The sequence below is a fragment of the Phaeobacter sp. JH20_37 genome (assembly GCF_048056015.1).
Classification (GTDB): domain Bacteria; phylum Pseudomonadota; class Alphaproteobacteria; order Rhodobacterales; family Rhodobacteraceae; genus Phaeobacter; species Phaeobacter bryozoorum.
This window is the reverse complement of record NZ_JAYMWW010000006.1, coordinates 106,848-122,011: the sequence shown is the minus strand read 5'-3', so window position 1 is coordinate 122,011 and position 15,164 is coordinate 106,848. Positions and strand designations below refer to the sequence as shown.

Sequence of the window (15,164 nt, the reverse complement as noted above, 5' to 3'; positions counted from 1 at the left end):
TACAGACCATGGGGGCGGCCTATTTCTACCATCTGACCCGGCGTTCGCTTGAAGAGACGCTGCCGGTCCTCCTCGACAAGGCGCTTGGCGCCGGGTGGCGCATTGTCGTGCGCGGGGTGGACCTGCCGCGGATCACGCAGCTGGACGAACGGTTGTGGCTTGGGCCGGAGGAGCAGTTTCTTCCGCATGGTATTCTCGGCGGCCCCCATGATGCGCTTCAGCCCGTTCTGCTCAGCCATGAGGCGACGCCGGTGCCCGGTACCAGCTGCCTGATGGCGGTGGATGGCGCCGAGGTCACGGCGGAGGAGGTTGCCGCGCTGGAGCGGGTCTGCATTCTGTTTGACGGCACCAACCCGGACGCGGTGGCCCGCGCACGGGTGCAGTGGAAATCCCTCACCGATGCGGGATGCTCAGCGCAATATTGGTCCGAAGAGAGCGGGCGCTGGGAGAAAAAGGCCGAGAAAACCGCCTAGGTATCAACCCGCGAAGGGGGGGGCGGCGCTGGCCTCAGCGCGTCAGGATCAGCGATCCGTTGCGGATCTCGATGCTGGACCAGCGTTGCAGGTAATCCATCCCCAGGAGCGACTGATCCATCTGCCCCTCGTTCACCGAAAGCGTGATATCGCGGTCAGTGATGCCGCCCAGCGACATGCTCTTGACCGTGGCCAGCGCAGTGCGCACCTCGCCATTGGCGGTGCGCGCCCGTCCCAGATAGGCAAGGCTTTCGGGATCAATGCCAACCCGTCGGGCATCTTCATCGTTCAGCACCACGGCGCTGGCGCCGGTATCGACCAGGAAGCGCACCGGCACCTCGTTGACATCGACGGTCAGATAATAATGCCCGTCGCGCGCACGCGGCACATCCACGCGCCCCTCGTCGCGCATCACCACCTGCTGCGGCTGCACCGTGCTGCGGATGTCCTCCCACAGGCCGTAACCGGCTATCACGCCAAGGAAGATGAAGGCCCAGATCGCCAGCTGCTGCACGGTTTTGCCCAGCCCCTGCCGGTTCTGCACAAACACCCAGGAGCCAACCGCGACCAGCAGCAACACCAGATAGATCAATCGTGGAGTCTCGATGCCGTCCAACCTGTTTCTCCTGCCTTGCGCCGATCTCTCCCCTCAATATGGGGAGGCACCCGGAAAGTTTCGAGAGGCTCAGCCCCCGGCAAATCCAAAGGCCTGCAACCCGTCCAGCACGAATTGCACCGACAGCGCGGCCAGCAGCATCCCCAGCAGCCGTGTCACAACAGTAATGCCGGTCTTGCCCAGCAGCCGTTCAAACAGGCCGGAGAACAGGCACATCAGCAACAGGATGCTCAGCACTGCAAAGACCACCGCCATCACCATGGCAAATCCGGCAAACCCCGGCTGCTGACCGGTCAGCAGGATCACCGTGGCAATTGAGCCCGGCCCGGCAATCAGCGGGATCGCCAGTGGAAAGACCGAGGGATCGTCAAAGTCATCTTCCTCGCTGCGGTCCTCGCGCCGCTTGTTGCGACGTTCAAACAACATGTCGAGCGCGGTCAGGAACAGCAGAACGCCGCCGGCGATGCGAAAGGCGGCCATGGAAATCCCGGCAAACCCCAGCACCGCCTCGCCAAAGGCCGCAAACACCGCCAGCAGCACCGCAGCGGTGATGGTGGAGCGCAGGGCAATCGCCCGCCGCTGCGCTGGCGTCATGCCCTGGGTCAGCGCCAGAAAGATCGGCGTCAATCCAATCGGATCGACAATCACGAACAGCGTCACAAAGGAGGTGATCAGAAAGGCGGTATCGATCATAGCGCTTCTGCCTTTTCCAGTTTTTCAACCGCCTTCAGCCACAGATCCTCTGCCCGGTCCTGCGCCTCCATCACCTCGGCGTATTTGCGCTGCCAGACCAGCGCCTCATCCTTGCGATCTTCGTCATAGAGGGCAGGATCGGCCAGTTTCTTGGCCAGTTTGTCGCGCATTTCGCTGACCTTCTCCAGCCGTGCCTCGCCTTTGCGCACCTCGGCGCGCAGCGCCTGTAGCGCATCGCGCGACGGGCGTTTGGGCTTTTCCGCCTTGGCCTTGGATTTGCCCGCCGGTTTGTCCCGTGTAAGCAGCAGATCGCGGTAGGAGGGCAGATCGCCCTCATAGGGTTTCACCGTGCCGCCGGAGACCAGCCACAGCCGGTCGGCAACAAGGCTGAGCAGGTGCATATCGTGGCTGACCAGAATGACCGCGCCGGAATAGGCGGTCAGCGCCTCCACCAGCGCCTCGCGGCTTTCGATATCCAGGTGGTTGGTCGGCTCGTCGAGGATCAGCAGATGCGGCGCGGGCAGGGTGGCCAGCAGCAGCGACAGACGCGCCTTTTGCCCACCAGAGAGGCGCCCGACCTCGGTATCCGCCTGATCCGACCCGAGACCAAAGCCTGCCAGCCTTGCGCGCAGACGGGCCTGGCCCTCATTGGGGCGTTCGCGTTGCAGATGCTGCAACGGGGTTTCGTCAATATGCAGCTCATCGACCTGATGCTGGGCAAAGAAGCCGATCCGCAGCTTGCTGGACTGGGTCATCTTGCCCGTCATTACATCCAGCCGGCCCGACAGCATCTTGGAGAGGGTGGATTTGCCCTCACCGTTTTTGCCCAGAAGCGCAATGCGGTCGTCCTGATCAATGCGCAGGTCCAGCCGGCTCAGGATCGTGGTGCCGTCATAGCCCACCGATGCGCCCTCGGTGGCGATGATCGGCGGCGACAGTTCTTCGGGTTCGGGAAAGGTGAAGACCGTGCGCGCGGCGTCTTCGGGCGCGCGGATGGTCTCCATCTTCTCCAGCATCTTGACGCGGCTCTGCGCCTGTTTGGCCTTGCTTGCCTTGGCCTTGAACCGATCGACAAAGGCCTGCAAATGCGCCCGGCGGGCGTCCTGCTTCTTGGCCTGTGCCGCCTGATTGGCGCGGTTGGCAGCGCGCTGGCGGGCAAACTGATCATAGTTGCCGGAATAAAACGTCAGCCCGAGATCTTCGAGATGCAGGATGCCATTCACTGAGCGGTTCAGCAGCTCGCGGTCGTGGCTGATGATGATCACGGTGTGCGGATACTTGACCAGATAGGCCTCCAGCCACAGCGCGCCTTCCAGGTCCAGATAGTTGGTCGGCTCATCGAGCAGCAGCAGATCGGGTTGCGAAAACAGCACCGCCGCCAGCGCGACCCGCATCCGCCAGCCGCCGGAGAAATCCGAACAGGGGCGCTGCTGCGCCTCATAGTCAAACCCCAGCCCCTTCAGGATCGAGGCGGCGCGGGCTTCGGCGGACCAGGCGTCGATATCGGCAAGGCGGGTCTGGATTTCGGCAATCCGGCCCGGATCCTGTGCGGTCTCGGCCTCCGCCAGCAGCTCGGCGCGCTCGGTATCGGCGGCCAGCACCGTATCGATCAGCGACACACCCGAGGCTGGCGCTTCCTGCGCGACACCGCCAATGCGCGACCGGCTGGGCAGCGAGATGCTGCCGGATTCCAGCGAGAGCTCATTGCGGATGAGGCGGAACAGGGTGGTCTTGCCGGTGCCGTTGCGGCCCACCAATCCGACCTTGTGGCCTGTGGGGATCGTGGCGCTGGCGCCATCGAACAATAGACGGCCTTCGACCGCATAGGAGATATCGCTGATACGTAACATGGCAGCGGTGTGACCCAGTGACCCGGTGCTGTCAATTGGCCTCGGGGCGTCCAATGGGCCAAAGCGTGCCGCGATGCGTCCGAACGGACATATATGTCGCGACTCTGGCCTGCTACTTTGGCCCGCCGATGGCCCGCACGGGGCAGCGGCAGTGCAACAACCCCCTTCCCATGGCGCGCAAGCCATGCTAGGCGGCGCGCGAAGTTTCCGGTCCCGGGAGGTCCATCCCGCGACCCAAATTGCAGGAGTATGCCAAATGGCTCTGGAACGTACCTTTTCGATCATCAAACCCGATGCAACCCGTCGCAACCTGACCGGCAAGATCAACGCGAAATTCGAAGACGCAGGTCTGCGCATCGTCGCGCAGAAGCGCATCCACATGACCAAAGAGCAGGCCGGCGTGTTCTACGCTGTCCACGCTGAGCGTCCCTTCTACGACGAACTCTGCGAATTCATGTCCTCCGAGCCGGTTGTTGTGCAGGTTCTGGAAGGTGAAAACGCCATCGCGAAAAACCGCGAAATCATGGGCGCGACCAACCCGGCAGACGCGGCTCCCGGCACCATCCGCGCCGAATTCGCCGAATCCGTCGGCGAAAACTCCGTTCACGGGTCCGACGCACCTGAAACCGCAGCGGTTGAAATCGCCTATTTCTTCTCCGGTCTGGAGCTGGTCGGCTAAGCCACCGCTGTTTCAGCCTGACTAAAATTTGAAAAGGCCGCTCCGGATCATCCGGCGCGGCCTTTTTCTTGCGGTCACGGGTATCAGATGGTCATGATGCCAGTAAGCGGCAGCGATCAGCCGTGGCGCGGCTCTGCGGCCGGGCGCGCGCGGCCCGCGTGCAGCCGACGCGGCAGATCACGGGTGGCCTTCAGTGTTCTGCGGGTTGGGGCGTTGATATGGTCGAACCCTCTGCGGGCCAGCCGTTTGGCCAGAGGCTCGCCCGCCATCGTCTTTTTTTCGAGATGCCGCCTCAGCAGGGCAACATTGCGCAGGTTGGCCTTCCAGCCGATGTCGAAAATGTCACCGATTAGGGGCACGGTGCCGATCAGCGCGTCGATGCCGATGTTGCCGACCATCCGCGCCAGCGTCCCGGATGAGGCCCCCATGCGATAGCCAGAGAGCACGATATACCCCGCAGGCGCCAGCGCCAGCGCGTCGCCGACGCCGGGAACCAGCCCCAGGATACTGTCCCAGCCGATGCGCGTGCCGATCACCGGCAAGCGAAATGCGCGGTCCATCCCATGGGCCAGCCGCTCAAGCGATTGCAGGCGATCTTCCTGCGGGATCTGCAGGTTAGGCATGCTGCGGCTCCCGCGCGATGACCCAGACGGCATGGACGATACCCGGGATATAGCCAAGCAGGGTCAGCAGGATGTTCAGCCAGAAATGCTTGCCCAGACCGACCTGTAGAAAGACGCCCAGCGGGGGCAGGATGACGGCGGCGATGATGCGAATAAGATCCATGAGAATTCTCCCGGATGTGCGGTTGCTGTTGCGAGGACAACGCGCATCATTCGGCAAATGTTCCCGGATTCAGCGCCGTTCGATCACGCCGATCTCGTCCAGCGCCCGCTCCAGAGCCGAGCGATTGGCATCGAAACTGCCCGCCTTCAGCGCATCGAACCGCTTGCGCAGCGCCGCCTTCTCCGCCCCCTTGCAGTCGTTCCAGGGCCGCCCCTGAAGCGCCATCACCAGAACATAATAGCCGATGAAATGCGGTCTGTTGCCAGCCTCCAGCAGGCGGGTGTAGGCGGCATCGGCCCCCAGGGCGCGCAGCGCCTCGGCCGAGGTGATCCCTGCCTTGCGACAGGCCTCTTCAAAGGCGGGGCCGAGATTGCGGATCGACGACACAGGGGTGGAGGCAGATGCGGACATATCGGGAACATACTCAAGGCATCTCGGCCTGTCACGACCGTATTTTAAGGAAATTTGAAACATTTCTATGATGAATTGTGCCAAGGCCCAACGCTAAGGTTGTGCGGGTACTATCCTTTTTCGCGCTTCAAAACGCCCACTGGATAGAAGATCGCAAGCACCGACTTCCCTAGTGTGAGATCAACACGTCATCCCTGGTTCAAGCCAGACACGCCACGATACGCCGAAAGGAATGCAGCATGATCTATCCCATCGTTCTCGCCGGAGCCACAGACGCCGATGTCACCAATGGCGCCGACATGGTGCCGATGCACTTTGAGGATGCTGCCGGCGTCCAAAGCCGCTTCCAGACCCTGCTGTCGGCCGTTGCCACTGCCGAGTTCCACGCCCCGACCGTGCTCACCTGCGGCGCTTTTGCCGAGGTGGCGGCCACCCAGATGGAGGCGATGAAGGTCGCGGGCCAGCTGCTGCTGGAGCCGGGCGCCACCAAAACCGCTGCCGGCACAATTGCAGCGCTGCACAGCCTGAAGGCGGCTGCCGACAGCCTGGTGCTGATCCTGCCTGCGGATCAGGATTTTGACGATGCGGATCAGCTTCAGGATGCTCTGGCTCAGGGGATGCAGTCGGCCCAGAACGGCGAAATCGTGATGCTCGGCGTGCAGACCGATCGCGCCTGCCGCAGCCACGGCTATATCGAATGTGCACGCAGCCTCAACGCAGAAGGCGCCACCCCGGTCAGCAGCTTCCTCGATCAGCGCAACCCGGCCTTTGATGGCTGGCGTGATCAGCCTGCCGCCAAACTCTGGAGCACTGGTATCTATCTGGCGCGGCTCGACACTTTGATGGCCGCCTACAAGAAATACGCCGCCCGCATTCTGATGCCCGCAAAGGCCGCCGCCACCCGCGGTATGAAAGTCGACGGGATCCTCGCGCTTGATGCCGACAGCTACCGTCGGGCCCGCAGCAGCACCTTCGAAAGCGCGATCCTGTGCCATGCCGCGCGCTTGTCCGTGGTCGAAATGGATGCAGGCTGGGACGAGATGTCGGCCTGGCAGGTGGAACCGGAAGTTGCCAGCGACGCCGAGTGGGAGGCCTGGTTGGCCGGCAGCGTCTCGGGCGAGGCGACCTGGTGCAAGACCATGCCGCACAGCCGCAAGGATGGCGCGCAGGGCCCCGCCGAGTTGACCCAGACCGCAACCGGTGTCAGCGACGCTGCGAGCCTGGCCAGCTGGTACGCCGATCAGCTGAGCGAGGGCGCCTCCCGCAACAGCAGCGAAATCGAAACCGAAAGCTGGGGCCGCAGCGAGACCCTCGACACCGGCGCTCATCACATTGTCAAACATCTGACCGTCTTGCCGGGGCAGAGCCTGCCGCTGTCTGTTGCGACCCTTGGCACCTACTGGCGGGTGGTCGAAGGCTCCGCGATGGTGACCTCGGATGAGCGGGTGCGGATGGTCTGGCGCGATCAGAGCCTCACCAGCGGTGGCGAAATCCAGCGAATCGACAATATCGGTATCCGTCCGCTGCGCTTGGTCGAAGTGGCCCCGGCGCGCAGTGCCAAGATGTCGAAGCGCAAGTTTGTCCAGGTGGTTGCCTGACCCGATCAGAGCGGCGCGAAAACCTCTCGCCGGTCGCAATCCGCGCATAGCTAACCGCCGAACAGCAGGCCGCGACAGTCAGCGGCCCGCTGTCTGTGTCCAGCACCAGATTATCCGCCGTGCAGCCCGGGGACTGAGATTCGCATGGCCGCATCTTTCGGGCATAGGGCTTCTATCGCGTCGTGCTGACTGAGGAAGACCTGACCGCTCAGATGCGTCAGAAAATCGCCGCGCCGCAACCGGTCCATCACCGGTCCTTTAACCTCCGACAGATGCAGGGTGACCCCCATCTCCGACAGCCGGTGCATGATCTCCTCCAGCGAGTCCAGCGCGCTCAGGTCAATGTCATTGATCGCTGAGCATTGCAGCACCACATGGTCGATCTGCGGATCATCGGCGACCCGCCGGTGAATGCAGTCCTCCAGAAATCGCGCATTGGCGAAAAACAGGCTCTCATCCACCCGCAGCGTCAGCAGGCTGGGATGGGTTTCCACCTCGTGACGCAGGACATTGCGGAAATGCTCAGTGCCCGGCACCCGCCCGACCTCGGCAATATGCGGGCGCGAGGATTTGTAAAGATGCAGCAGGATCGACAGTAGCACCCCGGCGGTGACCCCGGCCTCGACCCCCAGCAGCAGGGTCAGCGCGATGGTGGCCAGCACTGCGGCAAAATCCGCCTTCGAATAGGCCCAGCTCCGCCGCAGGATGGAGAAATCGACCAATCCAAGAACCGCCGTGATGATGGTCGCCGCCAGGGTCGCTTTTGGCAGGAAGTAGATCAGCGGCGTCAGCGCCACGGCGGCAATGGCCAGCCCGATGGCGGTAAACGCCCCCGCAGCCGGGGTTTCGGCGCCGGCATCAAAATTCACGACCGAGCGGGAAAATCCCCCCGTCACCGGGAAACCGCCGGTAAAGGCCGCGCCGAGATTGGCGCTGCCAAGGCCGATCAGCTCCTGATCCGGGTCAATACGCTGGCGCCGTTTCGCCGCCAGGGTCTGCGCCACGGAGATGGATTCGACAAATCCAATGACCGAGATCAGCACCGCCGGCAGTATGAGCTGCCCCAGCAGCTCATACGACAGATCCGGCAGGGTGAAGGGCGGCAGCGCCTGTGGGACGGCCCCGACAATTCTGACCCCGCGCTCCGCCAGATCCAGCCCCCAGACCGCAAGCGTCGTGGCAATCACGGCGGCGACCGGTCCGGCCTTGGTCAGGAACCCGGCCAGCGGTGCGCCGACCCCAAGCGCACGCAGGGCGGGGTTCAGCCCATGCCGGACCCAGACCAGAAACCCCGTCGTCCCAACCCCGATCAGTGCCGTCGGCCAGTTCAGCTCAGGCAGGTTCTGCGCCAGCGACAGGAGCAGTTCGGGCAGCGTGTGCCCGTCGGCATTCACCCCCAGCACATGTTTGATCTGGCTGGTGGCGATCAACACGCCGGAGGCGGTGATAAAACCGGCAATCACCGGATGTGACAGGAAATTGGCCAGAAACCCAAGCCGCAGCAGCCCCATCGCCAACAGGATCGCGCCGGATAGCGCCGCCAGCGACAGTGCTGCAACCCCGTAGCCGATGCTGCCCTGCGCTGCGATCTCGCTCAGGCTGGCGGCCGTCATCAGCGAGACCACCGCCACAGGTCCGACGGCCAGCGCCCGGCTGGTGCCAAACACCGCATAAAGCAGGATCGGCACGATAGAGGCATATAGCCCGGCCTCGGGCGGCAATCCGGCCAGCAGCGCATAGGCCAGCGATTGCGGGATCAGCATGATCGTTACGATCACCGCAGCGATCAGATCATTGGTGAGGTTCAGGCGGCTATACGCCCGCCCCCAGGTCAGCAGCGGCACATAGCGGATCAGCAGAGGAGGCATTCAGGTCTTTCTTCGCGTGACACCGGACCGGGGGGCGGTTCGGTAGCGTTTGGCGCTCAGTGCGCTTGGCGTGATGTTGAACAGTGATCATCACGTCGGGTCAAGGGCGCGCAAGGCGCGACAGCGCCGCGCGCCGCAACCGGTCAGCGCCGACAGCTGCGCAGGCCAAGGATCGTGTAGATCGGGCAGCTGCGCGTCAGCGCCACCAGCAGCATGACACTGCCAAGCGCCACCGACAGCAGTTTCGCCCAGCCTGCGGCAAAGATGGCATAATCACTGAGAAAGGGGGCGGCGATCAGCCCAACACCGAACATCAGCCGAATGGCCCGGTCAAGCGTACCTATGTTTCTGGTCATCTGGTCACTCCTTTGCGATGTCTCGCACCAGAAAACGCCGGTTCTGCGCAGATGTCTGTGACTAAGTCACCCTTGCTGCGCGCCACCCGCAGCCAGCCGCCAGCCTTGGGTTCTGAAGGGACGCCCCACCGGGGCGCGACGCTGACGCGCCCATGGATCAGCGCCGGATCAGCCGCTGCAATGCCGCGCGGTCGAGGATATCGACACGGCCGCGTGCCAGTTGCACCCAGCCGCGACGCTGGAACTCCTGGATCTGCCGCGAGACCACCTCGCGCGCGGTGCCCAGATCGACCGCCAGCTGTTGATGGGTCACGGCGAGGTGATCGCCAGCCGCGGCCAGATCCAGCAGCGCCTGTGCCAGTCGCACATCGACGCGCTGAAACGCGACCTCGTCGATCACCAGAAACAGATCGGTAATCCGTTTGGAGAAGGCCGAAAACACAAAGCTGCGAAAATCCGCAGAGGCGGCGACCAGCGCGTCAAACACTGCACGGGGCAGGATGGCTGCGGTTACTGCGGTTTCGGCAATACCCTCTGCTGCATAGTCCTCATAGGCCAGCAGGCAGGCGGTGGTCAGCACGCAGCTTTCGCCCGCGTTGATCCGATACAGCAGGATCTCGCGGCCCGTCTCGGAAACCTGCTGCACCCGTACGGTGCCATCCAGCAGGAACAGCATGTTTTCCGGGGATTTGCCGGGGCCAAAGATCACCGTGCCCCGGGGCAGGCTCAACTGAGACGACTGCGCGAGAATATGCGCCTTGGTCTTGTCATCCAGTCGGGCCAAGCCGGGAAAGCGCTCTATCCAGGGGGCCTGTGCCTCGATCATATCTGCATCTCCGTTTCTGCCTGCGCCAATGTGCCGCCGCCCGCGCTCCGCAGGTCCGGTCTGGCGGGGGCGGGGGAACCGGCAGGTAAATCCGCCCTGATGGTCCTGAACCCGCGCTTGCCGCGTGGCTGCGCGAGGCCTAGCATAGCGGAATAGGCTTGGAATAACTGAGACCTGTCGCCGCGCTGCGGCTTTCTGCCACCTGCAACTTCTCCACCACGTACTAACTTCTGTGCCAATGGATCGCTCGCTCCGGCACTGTCCGGCAGGCCAGACCGAGGCGGGCGGCGCAGTTTCTAGGAAAGTGACCAGATATGTTCGATGGGCTGACAGCCGAGACACTGGCACGCATGCAATTTGCGTTCACCGTCTCGTTTCACATCATCTTCCCGGCGTTTTCCATCGGGCTTGCCAGCTACCTCGCGGTGCTGAACGCGCTGTGGCTGCGGACCCGGGACGACACCTATTACACGCTGTTCGAATACTGGAAAAAGATCTTCGCCGTTGCCTTTGGCATGGGGGTCGTCTCGGGCATCGTGATGTCTTACCAGTTTGGCACCAACTGGTCGGTGTTCTCGGACAAGACCGGCCCGGTGCTCGGGCCGCTGATGGCCTATGAGGTGCTTTCGGCGTTTTTCCTGGAGGCCGGGTTTCTCGGAATCATGCTGTTTGGCCGTGCCCGCGTCGGCGATGGGCTGCATATGTTTGCAACCGCCATGGTGGCCTTTGGCACGCTGATGTCGGCCACCTGGATCCTGAGCGTGAACAGCTGGATGCAGACGCCGGCGGGCTATGCCATCAACGAGGTGGGCCAATTCGTACCGCAGGACTGGTGGCAGATCGTCTTCAATCCGTCCTTCCCCTATCGTCTGGTGCATATGGTGCTGGCGGCCTTCCTGACCACGGCACTGGTGGTGGGCGGTGTCGGCAGTCTGCACCTGTTGCGCGACAAGACCGATGTGGCGGCGCGGCGGATGTTCTCCATGGCGATGTGGATGCTGGTTCTGGTGGCGCCGATGCAGATCGTGGCCGGCGATATGCACGGGCTGAACACATTGGAACACCAGCCCGCCAAGGTGATGGCCATGGAAGGCCATTTTGACAGCCATCCCGACGGCGCCCCGCTCATCCTCTTTGGTCTGCCCAATGCCGAGACCAAGACAGTCGACTATGCCATTGAAATCCCCAAACTCTCCAGCCTGATCCTGAAACATGACCTGAACGCACCGCTGGCAGGGCTCGATACGATCCCCGATGAAGATGAGCCGCCGGTAGCCATCGTATTCTGGAGCTTCCGGGTCATGGTCGGCCTTGGCTTTGCCATGCTCGGCCTTGCGCTCTGGTCGCTCTGGGGGCGTCTGCGCGGGCAGCTCTATGAAAACCGCGGGCTCCAGCGGGCCTCGATCCTGATGGCACCGATGGGCTTTGTTGCGGTTCTGGCCGGCTGGATCACCACAGAGGTCGGGCGGCAGCCCTTCACCGTCTACGGGCTGCTGCGCACGTCCGACAGTCTGGCACCGGTGGCAGCGCCGGCAGTCGCCGCTTCGCTCACGGCCTTCATCGTGGTCTATTTCTTCATCTTCGGCGCCGGAACTTTCTACATCCTGCGGATGATGAACAAAGTGCCTGCCACCCGGAACCTGGGGCTGCGCGACGGGCCGATCCGAGCCGCAGGGATCACCCCGGCGCAGCAGGTTGATCCCGATGTCACCGATGAACCCACCCCACAAGGCAACTGACAGAGGTCCTCGCTATGCTGTTTGAACTCTCCTTTATCTGGGCCGGAATCATTGCCTTTGCGGTGCTGACCTATGTTGTGCTCGATGGGTTTGACCTTGGCGTCGGGATCCTGTTCCCCTTCGCCGGTTCCGAACGCGATCGGGCCACCATGATGAACTCCATCGCCCCGGTCTGGGATGGCAATGAAACCTGGCTGGTGCTGGGCGGCGGCGGGCTGTTTGCGGTGTTCCCGCTGGCCTATGCGGTGATCATGCCGGCGCTCTACGTGCCGATCACCCTGATGTTGCTGGCGCTGGTGTTCCGCGGTGTCGCCTTTGAATACCGCTGGCGCACCACCCGCTGGCGTGGCGTCTGGGACGTCGCGTTCTTTGGCGGCTCTGTTGTGGCGGCGATCATGCAGGGCATCGCGCTGGGCGCGCTGGTACAGGGGATCGAGATCGAGGGCCGCGCCTACGCAGGCGGCTGGTGGGACTGGCTGACCCCGTTTTCGCTGATCACCGGCCTGGCAGTGCTGACCGGCTATGCGCTGCTTGGTGCGACCTGGCTCTACATGAAGACCGAGGGTGATCTACAGCATCAGATGCGCGGCTACGCGCGCTGGCTCGGCGTCGTCACATTGGCGGCAATTGCGCTGGTCAGCCTGCTCACCCCGTTTCAGGACCCGGAGTATTTCCGCCGCTGGTTCAACCTGCCGGGCAGCCTGTTCAGCCTGTTGGTACCGGGGCTGGTTGTGGCGTGCAGCTACGCGCTGTTTCAGGGGCTGAAGGGCGCGCGCGACGCCCAGCCTTTTCTGGCAGCACTTGGGCTCTTTGTGCTGGGTTTCATCGGCATCGGCATCAGCTTCTACCCGTTCATCGTGCCGCCGGGTCTGACCATCGCCGAGGCCGCCGCCCCGGATGAAAGCCTGATGTTCACGCTGGTCGGCGCGGTGGTGCTGGTGCCTCTGATCCTGGCCTATACCGCCTATGCCTATTGGGTATTTCGCGGCAAGATCAACCCGGAGGAGGGCTATCATTGAGCACCTCCGAACAGCCTCCTGAGCGGGCAACCACACCCCGCGGCAGCGCCAGTCCCGAAGCAAAGGTCAGGCATCACCCACTGGGGCGGCTGCTGTGGTTTGCGGTCATCTGGTGTGTCAGCGTCGGGGTGCTGGCCTGTGTCGCGGCGCTGATCCGCTGGGCCATCACACCTTAGGCGCGCGCCGGTTTTCTGAGTGCAAAGGCCAGCCGCGATGCAGCCAGGTCACGTCAAGTGGTCGGCCACGTCATGTAATCGACCACCGCATAGGTGGCCACCGGCTGAGGTTGCAACTGTATCGGGGCCGTCGCAGGCGCCTACTCGCAGGATGGGCGCCGCAACAAGTGGCAGCTGCCGAAGGCGGCTTTCCACCTCCTGGCAGATCGGGCGGACACGATTCGTCGCATCGGTTTCGGGATCAACAGCCCTGCGACACAGACCTACGGCTCAGACCCGGCGTCTGGTCCTGACCCGGAGACTGGTCCCGACCCGGACACCGATCCATAGCCGGACACCGATCCAGCTCCGACATAGACGCGGACCCAGACACAGCTCTGCACGCCTGCGGCGTCTCACGACAGGCCGACCTCGCTGGGCAGAGCCAACAGTTTTTACCGGATACGTTTCACCAACCACAGGCCCCACCCATCGCAGCCCCTTCAAGATGGATCCAGCGATCATGCCCCCCATAAAGGCGCAGTCATTTGTGGCGCCGAGAGCTGCCCGTCAACGCAGCCCTTAGAACAGGCCTGCTTCCTTCGCGGTGAGAGCGGCCTGGGTGCGGTTCTTGGCCTCCAGCTTGCGGCACAGCGTGCGCACATGCAGCTTGATCGTCACCTCCTGCAACTCAAGCTCGCGGGCGATTTCCTTGTTCGACAGGCCGCGGCACAGCCCGTCCAGAACCTCGATCTCGCGCGGGCTGAGTTTTTCGGCAAGCGGATGGGCAGGGGCCTCGGCCTCCTTGCGCATCAATTCAACGGGCACATAGATTTCGCCGGCACTCATGAAGCGGACCGCGTTCAGCAGCGATTGGGCGCCCATGGTTTTGGGAATGAAGCCAATCGCCCCGGCATCCAGAGCCTCCTGAGCAGTCCGGGTCGGCGCGCTGCCGGAGATGATCGCAACCCCCTTGCCGCCATTGGCCTTCAGCGCCGTTCCCAAACCGTCCAGCCCCTGCATTCCTGGCATATTGTAATCCAGCAGGACCAGATCATAGGGGCCGTTCTCTTCGATCTCGCTCAGCGCGCCGGGCAGATCGACGGTCGAGGTTACTGCCGCGCCGCCTTCTGATGTCAGATAAGCGGAAATGGTTTCACGCACCATGTCGTGGTCGTCCGCCAATAGAATACGCATGTAAGCTCCTGCAAAGTACCGGCCTGAACGTCAGCATACCCTCAATTTGGTTGATAAAAAGTCAATTCCACGCAACCACAGCGCGTGCAGGGGCGCCTTTTGAGGTTACCGGAACATTGTACAGGCGCGTATTCCCCGCATAATTGCGGCCGTGGAGGCATAAAATCGGCCGGAATTGCCAAAAAAATGCAGCGCTGGTTACGAATCCTATACCAAAGAATAGCAGTCTATCCGCAGGAACAGATGCTCTGGACGGCGGTTTGTGACAGGTTCGACCCAGATCAAGAATGTGCATCACCCGGTAGCGGGGCCGCAATCGGCGGAATGGCACAGGCAAAAGGATAGACGCGATGAAATACTGGCACCTCCACATTGTAGCCCTGCTTGCAGCGGTCACATTGCTCTGCGGTCTGGCCCCTCAGGACGCCCGGGCGTCCCAATCCGGCGAGACGGTTCTGACCGTTGCCGTCAAACCCCAGAACGGCGGCGATACGCAGCAGTTCGTATTCTCGATGGATGAATTGCGCAGCCTGCCGGTCGCCCAGTTCGATACCCGCACCATCTGGACCTCCGGCGAACAGGCCTTTACCGGTGTCAGCCTGGCTGCGTTGCTGGCCCATGTCGGTGTGGATCAACATCAGGCCGGTGTCGTCGTGGCACGGGCAATCAACGATTATGCCGTGGAGATTCCGGTTTCAGACGCCACCAATGGCGGGCCAATGGTCGCCTACGAGCGCAATGGCGCAACAATGTCGGTCCGCGACAAGGGCCCGTTGTGGATTGTCTACCCCTACGACAGCGATCCGACCTACCGTACTGAGGCGGTTTATTCCCGCAGCATCTGGCAGCTTGAGGAGATCACGATAGGCGAATGACGCGAACAGGCATAGGCACAGGT

The 15,164-nt window shown here is 62.9% G+C and carries 17 protein-coding genes; 7 read left to right on the top strand and 10 right to left on the bottom strand.

All coding sequences use genetic code 11. The features are described from left to right. Positions 1 to 8: 8 nt before the first annotated feature. Positions 9 to 473: a DNA polymerase III subunit chi gene (locus VWZ87_RS02780; protein WP_416534212.1), complete on the top strand. Its 465-nt coding sequence runs from the start codon at positions 9 to 11 to the stop codon at positions 471 to 473. A 34-nt stretch (positions 474 to 507) separates the two neighbouring features. On the opposite strand, the gene VWZ87_RS02775 is transcribed toward VWZ87_RS02780, so the two are convergent. The 3 genes from VWZ87_RS02775 to VWZ87_RS02765 form a co-directional block, all read right to left on the bottom strand. Beyond that, on the bottom strand, positions 508 to 1,089 hold the full coding sequence (locus tag VWZ87_RS02775; RefSeq protein ID WP_416534211.1) for a retropepsin-like aspartic protease family protein: 582 nt from the start codon (positions 1,087 to 1,089) through the stop codon (positions 508 to 510). Positions 1,090 to 1,158: 69 nt separating this feature from the next. Continuing rightward, complete coding sequence (locus VWZ87_RS02770) at positions 1,159 to 1,782, bottom strand: MarC family protein (RefSeq protein ID WP_340545879.1); 624 nt, start codon at positions 1,780 to 1,782, stop codon at positions 1,159 to 1,161. Then, on the bottom strand, positions 1,779 to 3,632 hold the full coding sequence (locus VWZ87_RS02765) for an ABC-F family ATP-binding cassette domain-containing protein (RefSeq protein WP_340545878.1): 1,854 nt from the start codon (positions 3,630 to 3,632) through the stop codon (positions 1,779 to 1,781). Before VWZ87_RS02765 ends, VWZ87_RS02770 begins: the two co-directional genes overlap by 4 nt. 256 nt (positions 3,633 to 3,888) lie before the next feature. On the opposite strand from VWZ87_RS02765, the gene ndk reads away from it, so the two are divergent. Next, positions 3,889 to 4,311, top strand: a complete 423-nt coding sequence (gene ndk / locus VWZ87_RS02760) for a nucleoside-diphosphate kinase (RefSeq protein WP_340545877.1) — start codon at positions 3,889 to 3,891, stop codon at positions 4,309 to 4,311. Between the two features lie 116 nt (positions 4,312 to 4,427). On the opposite strand, the gene VWZ87_RS02755 is transcribed toward ndk, so the two are convergent. The 3 genes from VWZ87_RS02755 to VWZ87_RS02745 all read right to left on the bottom strand — a co-directional run bounded on the left by VWZ87_RS02755 (position 4,428) and on the right by VWZ87_RS02745 (position 5,508). Next, complete coding sequence (locus tag VWZ87_RS02755; protein ID WP_416601020.1) at positions 4,428 to 4,934, bottom strand: DUF4112 domain-containing protein; 507 nt, start codon at positions 4,932 to 4,934, stop codon at positions 4,428 to 4,430. Then, on the bottom strand, positions 4,927 to 5,097 hold the full coding sequence (locus VWZ87_RS02750; protein WP_014874958.1) for a YqaE/Pmp3 family membrane protein: 171 nt from the start codon (positions 5,095 to 5,097) through the stop codon (positions 4,927 to 4,929). The genes VWZ87_RS02755 and VWZ87_RS02750 overlap by 8 nt, the downstream gene beginning before the upstream one ends. 69 nt (positions 5,098 to 5,166) lie before the next feature. Beyond that, complete coding sequence (locus VWZ87_RS02745) at positions 5,167 to 5,508, bottom strand: TfoX/Sxy family protein (RefSeq protein WP_416534210.1); 342 nt, start codon at positions 5,506 to 5,508, stop codon at positions 5,167 to 5,169. A gap of 239 nt (positions 5,509 to 5,747) precedes the next feature. Here VWZ87_RS02745 and VWZ87_RS02740 point away from each other — a divergent pair, with 239 nt between their 5' ends. Further along, the gene (locus tag VWZ87_RS02740; protein WP_416534209.1) at positions 5,748 to 7,106 is read left to right on the top strand and encodes an alginate biosynthesis protein; all 1,359 of its coding nucleotides are present in this window, start codon (positions 5,748 to 5,750) and stop codon (positions 7,104 to 7,106) included. Positions 7,107 to 7,216: 110 nt separating this feature from the next. On the opposite strand, the gene VWZ87_RS02735 is transcribed toward VWZ87_RS02740, so the two are convergent. The 3 genes from VWZ87_RS02735 to VWZ87_RS02725 all read right to left on the bottom strand — a co-directional run bounded on the left by VWZ87_RS02735 (position 7,217) and on the right by VWZ87_RS02725 (position 10,156). Then, the gene (locus tag VWZ87_RS02735; RefSeq protein WP_416534208.1) at positions 7,217 to 8,974 is read right to left on the bottom strand and encodes a SulP family inorganic anion transporter; all 1,758 of its coding nucleotides are present in this window, start codon (positions 8,972 to 8,974) and stop codon (positions 7,217 to 7,219) included. A 143-nt stretch (positions 8,975 to 9,117) separates the two neighbouring features. Beyond that, complete coding sequence (locus tag VWZ87_RS02730; RefSeq protein WP_416534207.1) at positions 9,118 to 9,330, bottom strand: DUF2892 domain-containing protein; 213 nt, start codon at positions 9,328 to 9,330, stop codon at positions 9,118 to 9,120. 157 nt (positions 9,331 to 9,487) lie between these two features. Continuing rightward, positions 9,488 to 10,156 carry a Crp/Fnr family transcriptional regulator gene (locus VWZ87_RS02725; protein ID WP_416534206.1) on the bottom strand — a complete coding sequence of 223 codons (669 nt, stop codon included), beginning with the start codon at positions 10,154 to 10,156 and terminating at the stop codon, positions 9,488 to 9,490. 314 nt (positions 10,157 to 10,470) lie between these two features. Between VWZ87_RS02725 and VWZ87_RS02720 the strand changes: the two genes are divergently transcribed. From VWZ87_RS02720 to VWZ87_RS02710, 3 genes are read left to right on the top strand one after another with little or no spacing between them, the layout of a single operon-like run. Then, the gene (locus VWZ87_RS02720) at positions 10,471 to 11,895 is read left to right on the top strand and encodes a cytochrome ubiquinol oxidase subunit I (protein WP_416534205.1); all 1,425 of its coding nucleotides are present in this window, start codon (positions 10,471 to 10,473) and stop codon (positions 11,893 to 11,895) included. A gap of 14 nt (positions 11,896 to 11,909) precedes the next feature. Then, complete coding sequence (gene cydB, locus VWZ87_RS02715) at positions 11,910 to 12,914, top strand: cytochrome d ubiquinol oxidase subunit II (protein WP_416534204.1); 1,005 nt, start codon at positions 11,910 to 11,912, stop codon at positions 12,912 to 12,914. After that, a complete protein-coding gene (locus VWZ87_RS02710; protein WP_416534203.1) occupies positions 12,911 to 13,090 on the top strand; it encodes a hypothetical protein in 180 nt (59 codons plus the stop codon). Before cydB ends, VWZ87_RS02710 begins: the two co-directional genes overlap by 4 nt. A 561-nt stretch (positions 13,091 to 13,651) precedes the next feature. Here the strand turns inward: VWZ87_RS02710 and VWZ87_RS02705 are convergent. Then, a complete protein-coding gene (locus tag VWZ87_RS02705) occupies positions 13,652 to 14,266 on the bottom strand; it encodes a response regulator transcription factor (protein ID WP_340545868.1) in 615 nt (204 codons plus the stop codon). Between the two features lie 350 nt (positions 14,267 to 14,616). On the opposite strand from VWZ87_RS02705, the gene VWZ87_RS02700 reads away from it, so the two are divergent. Beyond that, positions 14,617 to 15,141, top strand: a complete 525-nt coding sequence (locus VWZ87_RS02700) for a molybdopterin-dependent oxidoreductase (RefSeq protein WP_340545867.1) — start codon at positions 14,617 to 14,619, stop codon at positions 15,139 to 15,141. Positions 15,142 to 15,164 lie beyond the last annotated feature (23 nt).